Below are 12,400 nucleotides of genomic sequence, written 5' to 3'. Positions count from 1 at the left end.
CCGACGTGTCTACTTTCCGGGGGTCAGGCCCCAGCTAGCGTGGGAGACGGGAATGTCACCACCACCACTATTCGGAGGTAAAACCATGACCCGCATCGCCATCATCGTCGGCAGCACCCGCCCCAACCGCCTGGCACCCCAGGTCGCCGAATGGGTGCACGAGCACGCGCAGCAGCACGGCGGCGCCGAGTTCGAGCTCGTGGACATCGCCCGACCAGAACCTGCCCCTGCTGGATGAGCCCATGCCCCCGGCCATGGGCCAGTACTCGAAGGATCACACCAAGGCCTGGGCCGAGAAGATCGCCTCCTACGACGGCTTCGTCTTCGTCACCCCGGAGTACAACCACTCCGTGCCCGCCGCACTGAAGAACGCCGTGGACCTCCTGTACGCGGAGTGGAACAACAAGGCCATCGGCTTCGTCAGCTACGGCAGCGCCGGCGGCACCCGCTCCGTGGAGGCGTGGCGGCTGATCGCCGCGGAACTGCAGATGGCCGACGTCCGCGCCCAGGTGTTCCTGCCCTTCAGCTCCGACTTCGAGGACATGTCGAAGTTCACCCCGACCGAAGGCGCCACCGGCGCTCTCACCGATGTGTTCAACCAGGTCACCGCCTGGTCGGAGGCGCTCAAGACGCTGCGCGGCTGACCGGTAGTTGGTCTGAACCAGGCCGAACGCGGCGAGAAACCTGTGGTTTCCCGCCGCGTTGTCGTTCGTTGCTCGCCTCAATGCCGAGCCGTTCGAGTTCTTCCGGATTGCCCCGCATCTCCCGGACCACCTCGGGCGTGCGGCTCTCAGTCGAGGATCTCCTCCACTGCCCGTAAACCGCTTGTCCGTCAGGTCGGGGTCGTCCTCGAAGGGGACCGGGGTTCCACCCGGTGGATTCTGCCCGGCCACTCCCCGACCGCGGGTCCCGCTCCACGGATGGACGCATCCAGGGTGGCGGTCAGGTAGCTGAAGTTCGCCGATTCCCCCTCGCACAGATCAGTTCTGGTGCCGTGGGAAAAGGGGTCTCTCCCCTGGCCCGGGACGGTGCCGGTTCGGCTGTCATACGCATCTTCGCCTGAATTGGACCCACCACGGCAATCCGCTGCACGACAGGCCCGGTGAGCCCTTGTTCCCCGTACCTCGCTCAGCTCGTCAGAGTCCCCTCCACTAGGCTCGGGGCACATGACAACTCGACCGAATTCCCTCCGGCACTGGGAGTACTTCGTCGCCGTGGCCGAGGAGGGCAGCGTCACCGGTGCCGCGGAGCGGCTGAGGCTGACCCAGTCCCCCGTGTCCCAGGGGCTGAAACGTCTGGAGTCGAATCTCGGCCTCGACCTGATCCGCCGCTCCGCCACCGGTGCCACCCTCACCGAGGCCGGCCGGTCCCTGCTCCCGCAGGCCCGGATTCTGGTCCGGGACGCCACGGAACTGCAGAGCATGGCCCACGCCATCACCGACGCCGGGGCCGAGGTACGCGTGGGGCTGGCCCCCTCGGTGCCGCCGGGCATCGCCTTCGACCTCACCTCCGCGTTGCGGGACGTCGGCCGGGTCAGTGTGCACACGGCCGAGGTGTCGCAGCTGGTCACCCGGGTGGGCGAGGGCCGTCTGGACTGTGCCGTCATCGAGGACCCGGCGCCGACGGGTGAGTTGTCTCGCGGGCAGCTGCACGAGGTTCCCCGGCTGCTCGCCGGGCCCGCCGAAAAGCCCGCGACCTGGGCGGCGTTGCGGGGACACACCCTGCTGGACAACACCGCCGCCGTCAGCCCGGCGGCCGCCGGACGCCTGGCCGACGCCTTCTTCACCATCGGCTTGCACCCGGAGACCGAGCTGTGGCCGGACCGGACGGCCCTGGCCGCGCGGCTCGGTGCCGGAGGCGCGATGGTGCTGCTCACCCCCGATCAACTCGGGGGCCTGCCCGCGTTCCCGATGCCGACGGCCTTCCACCTGCGGCTGCGGTGTGTGGTGCCGCCGCAACGGGGCGGGGCCGTCGGAAAGCGGGATCTGCGCGACGTCGTGGACCGTGCCCTGCGGCGCTCCCTCGGGCGTCTGGGAGAGACCGGATGACCAGGAGCCTGCGGGCCCGGATCGGCACCGAATTGGTCGCCGCGGGCTGTGACGGTTGGTGCTGGGCGCCCCCGGTCGGCGAAGAGGCGGCCGGCGTCGGGGTCGGCGCCGACAGTCAGACCAGCATCTCGTCGATGTACAAGGTCCACCTCCTGGCCGCCTTCTGCCTAGCCGTGGACCGCGGGCTGCTGAATCCGCTCGACGCGGTGACGCTCAGCACGGATGACGGCCCGGTCGGGACCCCGGGAGTGGGGCTGTTCGCCGATCCCGTGACGATGAGCCTGCGGGATCTGGTGCGTCAGATGGTGGTGCTCTCCGACAGCATCGCCGCCCGGGTGCTGCAGCGGCGTCTCCCACCGGGCCTGGTCGGGGAGGTCGTCTCCCTGGCGAATCTCGAGGACACCACGATCGTCGCCCCGGGCACCACCGAGTCCGAACTCCCGGCCCTTCCAGAGGACGGCTCCGCGGCCAGCGAGGCGATCCGGCTGCTGGTCTCCTACCCCCGGGTCCACCAGGATCCGGCCACCTACCGCTCGGTGAGCACCCCACGCCAGCTGTGCCGCCTGCTGGACTGGATCTGGACGGGCCCGGATCTCACCGGGGTCTCCCGTGCCTTCGCCCGGACCGTGCTCGGGCAGCAGGTGTGGGGCCACCGGATCCCCTCCGGCTTCCCCGCCGGGGGCGTGCGCTTCCACGGCAAGACCGGGACGATCGGCCCCGTGCGCGGCGAGGTTTCCGTGGTGGCCGTCGACGAGGAGGCACCCATCGTCGTCGCCGTGATCACCCGTTCAGCCCGCAGCGGCCCGAACCTCGCGGCCGCGGACGCCGCGATCGGCCGCATCGCCCGGTTACTCGTCGATGAACTGCGCATGTCGCGCTGAGATTTCCCACCGGAGAACACCCCGCCGAGCAGGCGATATTCGTCTCCCGACTGGCCGGAAGTCGTGCGGGAACGTGGTAGCGGTGAGCCCGTGGGCCTAATCTCATCCGGCATGACCACCCGCACCACTGTCCGTGTCTCCGCCCTGCTCGCCGCTACGGCGCTCGCGCTCTCCTCCTGCACCGTGCCCTGGTTCCGGGACGCGGTGGACGAGTTCGTCGCCGCCTTCAACGCCGGTGACGACGCCGGTGCCGCCACACTCAGCGACGATCCCGCCCGGGCCGCAGCCGACCTGGAGCAGCTGCGCGCGGGCATCGGCGGGACCAGCGTGGAACTGGACGCCGGCGGCGAGGAGGACGGCGCCACCGAGATCACCGCCACCTGGACCGTCCCGAATGGCGATGAGTCCACTACCACCGGGACGATCACCCTCTCCGAACAGGACAGCGACCTCATCACCTGGGACAAGCGGATCTTCTCCACGGAGCTGAACGGGGACAGTCGCTTCCTCTACTCCGACGACAAGACCTTCACTCTGCCGGTGACCGACCGCAACGGCACCGACATCCTGTCCTGGACACCTGTCACCGTCGTCTCCGCGGGCCCGGAGCTGATCCCGCGGGCCGGGGAGATCGCCGCCGCCGTCCGCCCGGTCGTGCCGACCTCCACCGCCGAATCCGTCACCGCCCAGATCGAGTCCGGGGACGGCTCCCCGGTGGGGCTGTTCACCCTCCGAGAGCGGGACTTCGCCGTGATAGGGGACGCCCTGCGGGCGATCAAGGGACTGGACCTGCGGGAGGAGGGCCGCATGCTCGGCCCCACCCGGGACACCGCCTCCCCGGTGGACGGCGGCCTGCGCGACTACTGGTCGGAGAAGATCACGGCCGACGCCGGCTGGACCCTCCAGGCCACCTCCCCCACCGGCACGACCATCCTGGGGCAGGTGGAACCGGCGGAGAGCGAACCCGTGCGCACCACGATGGACCTCGGGGTGCAGACGGCCGCGAAGCGGGCCCTGGAGCCGATCGAGCAGCCCGCGGCGATCGTCGCCCTCAGCGCCTCCACCGGCGGGGTTATCGCCGTCGCGCAGAACGACGCCGCCGACGCCCTCGGCCCCGTCTCGCTGAGCGGGCTGTACCCGCCCGGCTCCACCTTCAAGACGGTGACCACCGCCGCCGCCCTCGAACGCGGCACCGTGGTACCCGACTCCACCGTCGCCTGCCCCGCCACCGCGGAGATCGATGGCCGCGTCATCCCCAACGACGGCAACTTCGCCCTCGGGGACGTCTCCATGACGCAGGCCTTCGCCCAGTCCTGCAACACCACCCAGGGTTTCATCTCCCAGGATCTGGAGCCGGACGACATGAGGAACACGGCGGCGCGTCTCGGACTGGGCGTGGACTTCACCGCGCCCGGCATGAACTCGGTGACCGGCTCCGTCCCCGTCACCGAGCCCGGCGCGGCCCGGGTGGAGGCCGCCATCGGCCAGGGCGAGGTCCTCTCCTCCCCCTTCGGGCTGGCCGTCATGGAGGCCTCCCTGGGCAACAACGGCCGGATGGTGCTGCCGACCCTGATCCAGGGTGAGGAGACCACCGCCGATCAGGACCCCGAGCCGCTCGACCCGGCGACAGTGCGGGCCCTGCGCGCGATGATGGCGGAGACGGTGGACTCCGGGACCGCCGCCAGCCTGAGCGACATCCACGGTCTCGGCGGCAAGACCGGGACCGCGGAGGTCGGGGGCAACCGGCCCGCCCACGGCTGGTTCGCCGGCATCAAGGGTGACCTTGCGTTCTGCACCTTCGTCGCCGGGGCGGAGTCCTCGGGACCGGCGGTGGCGGCCACGGGCCGTTTCCTGCGCGATGACGCGATGTCGGAGTGGCGCTGAGCGGACCCCATCACCCGGGCCAACGCTCACGTCGATCCCCCAAAAGTAGTATTAGTGCAGGTCAGCCCCATTCAGGGGGCGGAAGAGGACGTTCCGGACAAAAGTCCGCAATACCTCGGGTGATCACGTCAACTTCTGCGTTAAAAAATGAGGAGTCGTTCACTGTCGGTCAACATATTCGAGAAGGTAACCCGGTGTTTTCACGGGAAGCCGACTGACATGTGGTGAAGATCCAAGGAAAGTGACCATTGACCAGGCAAATTAGTAGTTGTTGATGTCACAATTTGCCTGCTCGAAGGGATCACCTTCAGGGTGAAGACTACCAGCTTCCATGTCGGTACCCCGCTCCTGCTCAACTGTGCTCGAACGCCGGACTCATGTTATTGGCCGCCACCGCCGACGCCGTCAAAGTCGCCGATGCCATCGACGTGGAACTGGCCGAGTGACAGAACCCGAACCTGCTGCACACCATGACCGCACTAGCCCTGGCACTGGCCCTCAGCGGGGACGACGCAGGCGATGTTGATCTCCTGGGCCCGTTGGTGGCCACCGGCCTGGTCGACCAGGTGCCGTCGCACTCCACGGTGCACCGCCGCCGCAAGGAACTCGCCGACCACGACGACGAAGCTGCCGGTGCCGGCACAACCGCGGTGCTGGCCGGCATGAAAACAGCCCGTACCGCGGACTGGACCGCCTGCGGTGCCCGCAACCCCGCCGCCGCGGCCAGCACCGATGCTCCGTTGGTTCTGGACCTGGACGCCACGGAAATCCTCGCCCACTCAGACAAGGAAAAAGCGGCCCCGACCTGGAAGAAGCACTACGGGTTCCACCCGCTGTGCGCGATCATCGACCACGGCGACGGGCTGACCGGTGAACCCGCAGCCGTCCTGCTGCGTCCGGACAACGTCGGCTCGAATACCGCCGACGACCACAAGGACGTCCTCGACCAGGCCTTGGCCGCGATCCCCAACCGCGTCGATGGTCAGGAGTGGGGGAAGCGTTTGCTGATACGCACGGATTCCGCCGGCGGATCCCAGGCCTTTCTGAGACACCTCAACCAACAAGGCCTGGCGTATTCGGTGGGGTTGCCGGTGACCTGGCAGATCGGCGACATCGCCTCCACGCTCGGCGAGGGCATCAAACAAGGCATCATCCGCGCGGGCGGTACGGTCAGCGACACCACGGACGCTTATGTCGCAGACATCACTTCCCGGATGCGATCCTGGGCCGGGGAACCACTGGGCATTAACCTCGACAAATACCCCACAGATATGCGGATTATCATCCGAAGCCCTGACGATGGCCTGGAAGGTACGAGGAGACCTGAATGGGGCGATTTTCCACTCGGATCACGGCAGTGTTTATACCTCTGAGCAGTACCGGAGGTTGTGTGAGCAGTTCGGCGTCACCCAGTCGATGGGAGCGATCGGGACGAGTGCGGATAACTCGTTGGCGGAGTCGTTCAACGCGTCACTGAAGCGGGAAGTCCTTCAGGATGAGCCTGTTTTTCCAAGTCAGCTGGTGTGCCGCCGGGATGTGTTTCGGTGGTGCACCCGGTACAACACGAAACGTTTGCACTCATGGTCCGGCTACCGCTCGCCGAATGCCTTTGAAGCCGCCTGATTAGCTGCACTGACTATCATGATCACCGCCTCCGCGGAACCGCACGGCGGGGCCGTCGACCCACTGCGGGCTGTCCCATTCGTCGAACGCGAGCAGAGCCCCGACACCGCACCGCTGCGTGCGCGCCCAATTGCGACCATTGATTCCGCTGCCCCACACCGAAGCAGTTTCACGGTCGCAAGCGTCGTGCTCGTCGCCGCCCTTGCTGTCGCAGTGGGCGCTTTTCGACGGATACTCCTCCAGGGCCGACCCCGGCATCGCTCCATTCACCACGGCTAAAACTCGCCGCGAAGGTAGTGCACCGAGACCAGATTGACTGGCGTCGCAGCGCTATCAGTAGGTCGCGGTCAGCGCTGCCTCGCGTGTGAGGGCCGGGCCTTCGGGCAGGAGACTGAGGATGCTCCACGGAACGGTGTCCACGTGCAGTGCGCCGACGACGTCGAGGTTGTCCCTGGTATCCACCAGATGGCGCTGACCTGAAGCGGACACGACGTGGTAGCCGGCACCGGTGTCGACGCCGACAGCACCGGAGGCTAACCCGACGAAATGGGTCGCGGGGCTGTCACCGGACAGCTCGACCGATCCTGCGGTCAAGACATCCGAATCTGGGGCAACGAGTGCAACAGAGCCTGACTCCGTCACGCACACGGCCGATCCTTGTGGATCAACCCACTCCGGCGCTTTCTCCGGAACGGCGATATCTAGCGGGACTTGGGCATCCGGATACGCGGCAATCTGGGAGGGGGAAGAGGTTGAGGTGGGTGCGGCGGCGTCGATAAGCAACTGCTTCTGTAATTCCGAAACGGGCTGAATGCCGCCATGCTGTGTGACAGCCCATGCTTCGTCGGTGCCGTCGGCGAGCAACAGGCGCGGCAATGGGTGTGGCAGGCGGACCGGCGGAAGTTCGCGGATCGCGGACAGCACCGGCGCACTGATGTCTGCGCGGACGACCCGCGCGTCGATGCCCAGGGCGCGTCGGATCAGCCTGCCCTGTGCATCGCTGTCTGGCGGGAGTTTTGCGCGCCCCTCATTGGTGAGCATCCACTCGTTGCCGCCCTGAGTAACCGCGACAGCCTGCCCGTCGGCAAGCTGCTGCACCGGTTCCCCGGCGACAACCGTGACACGCTCCTCCCCCTCGCACGCCGACCACGCAGCATCCACCGCATCACCCGGCGCGAACATCGCCGGCGCCGTGGCGATACCCAACGGCACACCGCGCGGCATCTCGGTGAGTCGCTCCTCCCCCACGCGCTGCGGCTCCTCCGCACTGCCTGCGATCAGTCGCGCCGACGTCAGGTTCGTCACCGGGTGCACTACCTCCCCGACCCGCACGTACATCGCCCCGTCATTGGCCCGCAGAATCGCCGCCGCGCCCGGATCCGGATTCGGCCGCAACCACGCGAACAGCCCCGATCCCGCCGCGATGAGCGCCACCGCGACCATCCCGAAGATCGCCGAACGACGCCGTGCCGCCAATGGATCATGAATCATCCGGATATCCCCGTAAATGAGCCCGTGCTCCACGCGCCGGCGCATGAAACGGTGCCCCGAAACCTGCGAACGCGTCGTCGGCAACAGCCTGCGCGCCTGCTTTGTCTCCCCCGAAACGGCATGAGTGTGCTGAGCCATGTGGACGCCCCCGTCGATTAGCAATGGCTTCTTTAAACGACGCTAAGCGCATGCGGGGCGGGCTTCAACCCGAAAATGCGCACTGAAGTGCGCAACGCTATTCGACGCCCGCGGCCGCCAGCTCCTCACTCGTCGGAGTCAGCTCAGGCAGCTCGGTGGAGCCGCCGTTGGCGACGGCGTCGCGCTGGAGTTCCTTGATCTCAGCTGGGGTGAGCTGCGCGTTGACGGCGAAGATGGTCACGCGACCGCGCTGGTAGACGGGCGTGACGCCGGGGGTGGTCCACAGGGCCTTGTCCACCTGCCAGTTTTTGGGCCCGGGCCAGAAGGTGTTGCCGGAGGAGACGATGAAGCGGACGCCCAGGTCGGCGGCGGCGTCGTCGGCGGGCGATTTCTCGTTCGGTCGGCCGCGTTCACCGGCGCCGAGTTGGCCGGCGCGGTCGGCGAGCAGGTTCGAGTCGACGCCCAGGCCGCCGTTGGGCCACAGGTAGTGGCGGGCGACTGTGGGCACGCCGTCGATGGCGTAGGCCCAGGAATACCCGTCGGTGGATTCGCCCATGACTAAGCCCTCGTGAGCCTCCGGGCGGGAGGCGAGCCAGGCGTAGGCCGTGAGCTGGTCGTCGTCGACCATGCGGTCGTTGAGGCGGGAGGCGTCGAAGGACATCTTCGCGCCGTCGACGGCGACGGTGGACGCCCAGGCGCCGGTGCCCCACCCGACGAGAACCGCGAGGATAGCGGAGGCAATCGACGTGCCCCACACCCACGGGCGGGTGCCGTAGCGGGCAGCGACGGGAGCGAGCGTGAACACGCGGATGATCATCGCGGCGCCGACAGCGGCACCGGCGATGACGGTCAGCGCCACGACCGTGATGATGCGGTGCGCGGAGTTGTAGTGCGGGGACCCGAGCAGGGTCAAAAGCGGTTCCCACAGTCCGTCGAACGGGTGCAGCGCATGCGCCGCGCTGGCCGTCATGAGCCCGTAGAAGACGGGCGCCCACACCTGCCCGCGCCAGACCACCATGGCGATCGCGCCGAAGCCGGCGAGCCACAGCAGGATGGTCGGGTCGAAGTCGGGGAAGAACTCGCCCACGTGGCGGGTGCTCATCTTGAACGCCTTCTCCCAGGCCTCCCCTGAAGTGACATTCTCGCTGGCGTCCCAGGTGTTCACCTCTTCGGCCTGAGTCTGGCCGGCGATGAGCTGCGGGAGGAACGCCACCGTCGCGCCGAGCGCCGGAATGGCCAGCCACAGGACATCGCTAACACGCGAGCGGTCCGGGCGCCACACCAGGTAGGTCAGCCAGTACAGCAGCACGGCGAGCACCACGACGAGCACCGCGGACGGGTGGACCTGCATCATGCCTAAGAACGCGAACAGCGTCGGCAGGGCCAGCGCGCGGTAGCGCGGCACCTGGTGGAACAACGCGATGACGATGCCGGACAGTCCGATCGCCACGATGTAGGGGCGCATGCCCACGAAATCCGGGATCCACACCAGCACCGGCGAGGCGTACACCGCGATGGCGGCCAGTCCCGCGGCGATCTGCGCGACCATGCCGCGGCCGCGCGCCATCGCCCACGCCAGACCAGCGGCGCCGGCGGTCAGGGCGAGACTCGGCAGCACGATCGACGCGAGGTTCACGGCTTCCACGGGGGCGAGGTCGCCCGCGCTGGCAAACAGCGCCGTCGCCGCGTGGAAAGCGGAAGGATAGAAAAGATCGATGTGCGTTTCGGGGTTCTGCAGCTCGCCCATCCGCGTGGGCGAGGCAATGCCTTCCTCCATGATGAAGCGCACCGCATTGACGTGCCACTGGATGTCCCAACCCTGGACAATATTGTCCAGCTGGCCGGGCACCTTCGACTGGAGTTCGAGCTGCTTGGCGATCAGCATCCACGCGCCAGCCACGACGCCGGCGCCGGGCAGCACCCACGACGGGTCGGCGATACTGCCGCGCCGCCAGTCGCCCGGCCACAGGGCACGCACCCAATTCTTCGCCGCGCGTTTTCTCGCCCGCCGCGCGAACGCGTAGCGCCACCCGGCCGCCAGACACAGCATGAGCACTAAGAAAACGATGAACGACGGCCACCCGAAGCGGATTCCCATCGCGCCGTACATCCAGCTGCCCAACCCGACGATGCCGAAGGTCGCGGGCAGCGACGACGCGGCCGCAGCGGGCAGTTTCGCGCCCGCGACCCACGCGAAGATCAGCCCCGGCAATGTGAATACAGCGATGGCCAACCACACGGCACCGACTGCATCCATGCGCTACCTCCCGGGGGCGACTCGTTCGGACAATTCCTGCCCAAGCAGTCTATTCCGTCGCCCGGGAAGACTCGGAGTGCACCTCCGAAGCGTCGCGCCGGTCGCGCGTCACTGCAGCGCGAGCTGCGAGTTCGTTATCTGCCGGGTAGTCGACGCCGAGGAGGGTCAACCCATTTGCGGGTGCCAAACTCACCGCGGCAGAGCGTTCCTTCTCCCCCAGCAAAGCCGCGGCCCACTCACCGTCGCGCTTGCCGGAGCCGACGTCGAGACACGTGGCCACCAGCGCGCGGACCATGTGCCAGCAGAACGCGTCGGCGACGATGACCGCCTCGTAGAGCTCGGGTTCCTCACCGGTGGACACGTCGCGCCACTCGAACGAGCGGACCTCCCGGATCGTGGTGGCGTGCGGCCGCGCTTTGCAGAACGCCGCGAAGTCGTGCAGCCCGACCACGGCATTCGCGAATTCTTGCGCCGCGTCCAGGTCCACCTTCTTCGGCCACACCGCGGTGTCCCTCACGCGCAGGGGCAGCGCGCCGCCGTCCGCGGTGGTCACCCGGTAGCGGTAGGTGCGCGTCAACGCCGAGAAACGCGCGTCGAAGCCGTCGGGCGCGGCGGACACTGCCGAAACGCGCACGTCGGGATCAAGCAATTTCGCTAATCGACGCACCAACCTCCCCGGATCCCCCTCAATCGACCTCTGGTCCAGTGACGACACCGGAATATCCGCATGCGCCACCTGCCCGGCGGCGTGGACTCCCGCGTCCGTCCGGCCGGCCACCGTCAGCTCCACCGGGTAGCGCAGGATCAGGCTCAGCGCGTCCTCCAGCACGCCCTGCACCGTGCGGAGCTCTTCCCCACCGGCAGGTTTCTGGCGCGCCCAACCGTGGAAGTCCGTGCCGTCGTAAGCGACATCGAACCGCAGGCGCACCATCTCTTCCGGATCGTCCGCACGGTCACCTACAACGTCGAAATCACTTTTTCCTGCGCCCATGCCCCCAACCATAAATGGCGCCACTAGATGCGTTTGAAATCGCTTCACAAAACCCCAGGTCGTATGTTCCCTGCGGGGTTTCGTAGTTAGAACGGTACTTCTTCGCCCTCAGCGCCAGCCAGGGCGGCGGTCGCCGCCTCGCCTCCGCGACGGGCAGCGCGAGCAGCGGACTCCTTCTTGGAATCGATCAGCTGCACCGTGTCGATGCGCGCCACCAGCGGGTACTGCTTCACACCGTCCTTGTCGGTGTAGACGTCGGTCTTGAGCGAGTAGCTCACCGCAACGCGATCGCCGGAGCCGATGCAGCCGAACACACCGGGGTTCGCGGCGTCCTGGACGTAGCCGGTCAGCTCCACGATCTCGCTTTCCACCTTGCCGGTGGACTTGTTCTTGAAGGTGTTGCGCGCATAGACGCTGAGCTTCACCGTCGCGCCGCCGTTTGCGTGCTCGAACAGCTTGGGTGCGCGAGCTGCGTTGCCGACGATGGTGCCGTTGTTGAAGGGGTTGGACATGTTGGTTCTCCTTACGTGAGTGGGTGTGATTTGCCGTGCAATTTGGGTACTTAAGCAGCTGCTTTGCTGCTGCGGGGCGGTTGCGCTGTCGTTACAACACTGCCCAGGGCAGCGGTGTGCCTGCCGCCTCTAGGTCGCGCAGTTCTTGTGCTGCGCCCGGATCGGCGTCCTCGCCGTCGATGCCGTCGGCGAGCTGGTAGAGCAGTTCCAGGTCGGTGTGGGTGATGTCGCGCATCACGTGCCTCCTTGTTCGGATTGATGGTCAATCCGTCTGTTGGAGACAGCTCTGCTGTCTAAAGGTCACTCCCCTGCCTCGTTGCGGTGTCTGTCGTCGCAAGCCAAGGCCCCGCGAGAAAAAGAAACCCCGTTGCATTGCTACAACGGGGTGTGTGGTGCTACTCGGCAAACAAGATCGTGCGGGTCTTCTCAGCGCCCTCGCGGACAAGCTCGACCATCCGCTCGCCCTGGCCGATATCGGTCAGCTTCGCCACCAGCGACGGGAAGTTCTCGTCTGGCCCGATCTCGGTGGCTCGCTGCGCAGCCACGCCAGCTAGCCCCGGCTGGCCTGTGGCGTG

General features: G+C 67.4%; 9 protein-coding genes and 3 pseudogenes. 6 read left to right on the top strand and 6 right to left on the bottom strand.

Annotation, left to right across the window (positions count from 1 at the left end; translation table 11 throughout):
• Positions 1 to 85: 85 nt before the first annotated feature.
• The 6 genes and pseudogenes from HMPREF2550_RS08770 to HMPREF2550_RS12325 form a co-directional block, all read left to right on the top strand.
• Positions 86 to 644 (top strand): annotated as a pseudogene (locus tag HMPREF2550_RS08770) (NADPH-dependent FMN reductase).
• Between the two features lie 522 nt (positions 645 to 1,166).
• Positions 1,167 to 2,048, top strand: coding sequence for a LysR family transcriptional regulator (locus HMPREF2550_RS08765; protein WP_070421285.1), 882 nt, complete (start codon positions 1,167 to 1,169; stop codon positions 2,046 to 2,048).
• Positions 2,045 to 2,929, top strand: coding sequence for a serine hydrolase (locus tag HMPREF2550_RS08760; protein ID WP_070790721.1), 885 nt, complete (start codon positions 2,045 to 2,047; stop codon positions 2,927 to 2,929). The genes HMPREF2550_RS08765 and HMPREF2550_RS08760 overlap by 4 nt, the downstream gene beginning before the upstream one ends.
• A 111-nt stretch (positions 2,930 to 3,040) precedes the next feature.
• Positions 3,041 to 4,813, top strand: a complete 1,773-nt coding sequence (locus HMPREF2550_RS08755; protein WP_070790720.1) for a penicillin-binding transpeptidase domain-containing protein — start codon at positions 3,041 to 3,043, stop codon at positions 4,811 to 4,813.
• Between the two features lie 470 nt (positions 4,814 to 5,283).
• Complete coding sequence (locus HMPREF2550_RS08750) at positions 5,284 to 6,186, top strand: transposase (protein WP_070421282.1); 903 nt, start codon at positions 5,284 to 5,286, stop codon at positions 6,184 to 6,186.
• Positions 6,092 to 6,436, top strand: a pseudogene (locus tag HMPREF2550_RS12325) (integrase core domain-containing protein); the annotation flags it as partial. The gene HMPREF2550_RS08750 and the pseudogene HMPREF2550_RS12325, both read left to right, overlap by 95 nt.
• A gap of 333 nt (positions 6,437 to 6,769) precedes the next feature.
• Here the strand turns inward: HMPREF2550_RS12325 and eccB are convergent.
• From eccB to HMPREF2550_RS11925, 6 genes and pseudogenes are all read right to left on the bottom strand, one after another.
• Complete coding sequence (eccB, locus tag HMPREF2550_RS08740; protein ID WP_070421280.1) at positions 6,770 to 8,065, bottom strand: type VII secretion protein EccB; 1,296 nt, start codon at positions 8,063 to 8,065, stop codon at positions 6,770 to 6,772.
• A gap of 97 nt (positions 8,066 to 8,162) precedes the next feature.
• The gene (locus HMPREF2550_RS08735) at positions 8,163 to 10,322 is read right to left on the bottom strand and encodes a DUF6541 family protein (protein WP_070570997.1); all 2,160 of its coding nucleotides are present in this window, start codon (positions 10,320 to 10,322) and stop codon (positions 8,163 to 8,165) included.
• 49 nt (positions 10,323 to 10,371) lie between these two features.
• Positions 10,372 to 11,253: a tRNA pseudouridine(38-40) synthase TruA gene (truA, locus tag HMPREF2550_RS08730; protein WP_083279290.1), complete on the bottom strand. Its 882-nt coding sequence runs from the start codon at positions 11,251 to 11,253 to the stop codon at positions 10,372 to 10,374.
• A gap of 146 nt (positions 11,254 to 11,399) precedes the next feature.
• Entirely contained in the window at positions 11,400 to 11,825 is a 426-nt protein-coding gene (locus tag HMPREF2550_RS08725) for a single-stranded DNA-binding protein (protein ID WP_016456430.1), read from the bottom strand.
• 91 nt (positions 11,826 to 11,916) lie between these two features.
• On the bottom strand, positions 11,917 to 12,060 hold the full coding sequence (locus HMPREF2550_RS12320; RefSeq protein WP_016456431.1) for a hypothetical protein: 144 nt from the start codon (positions 12,058 to 12,060) through the stop codon (positions 11,917 to 11,919).
• 160 nt (positions 12,061 to 12,220) lie between these two features.
• Positions 12,221 to 12,400: pseudogene (locus tag HMPREF2550_RS11925) on the bottom strand (DUF4192 domain-containing protein); the annotation flags it as partial.

The sequence above is a fragment of the Corynebacterium sp. HMSC074A01 genome (assembly GCF_001831515.1).
Taxonomy (GTDB): Bacteria; Actinomycetota; Actinomycetes; order Mycobacteriales; family Mycobacteriaceae; genus Corynebacterium.
Note: the sequence above shows the minus strand (reverse complement) of the source record. Positions and strands in the feature narration are given on the sequence as shown.

Coding starts and splice junctions, on each gene's coding strand:
- truA (WP_083279290.1), bottom strand. CDS start 11,253: ATGGTGCGCCTGCGGTTCGATGTCGCTTACGACGGCACGGACTTCCAC.
- HMPREF2550_RS12320 (WP_016456431.1), bottom strand. CDS start 12,060: ATGCGCGACATCACCCACACCGACCTGGAACTGCTCTACCAGCTCGCC.
- HMPREF2550_RS08750 (WP_070421282.1), top strand. CDS start 5,284: ATGACCGCACTAGCCCTGGCACTGGCCCTCAGCGGGGACGACGCAGGC.
- HMPREF2550_RS08765 (WP_070421285.1), top strand. CDS start 1,167: ATGACAACTCGACCGAATTCCCTCCGGCACTGGGAGTACTTCGTCGCC.
- HMPREF2550_RS08735 (WP_070570997.1), bottom strand. CDS start 10,322: ATGGATGCAGTCGGTGCCGTGTGGTTGGCCATCGCTGTATTCACATTG.
- HMPREF2550_RS08760 (WP_070790721.1), top strand. CDS start 2,045: ATGACCAGGAGCCTGCGGGCCCGGATCGGCACCGAATTGGTCGCCGCG.
- eccB (WP_070421280.1), bottom strand. CDS start 8,065: ATGGCTCAGCACACTCATGCCGTTTCGGGGGAGACAAAGCAGGCGCGC.
- HMPREF2550_RS08755 (WP_070790720.1), top strand. CDS start 3,041: ATGACCACCCGCACCACTGTCCGTGTCTCCGCCCTGCTCGCCGCTACG.
- HMPREF2550_RS08725 (WP_016456430.1), bottom strand. CDS start 11,825: ATGTCCAACCCCTTCAACAACGGCACCATCGTCGGCAACGCAGCTCGC.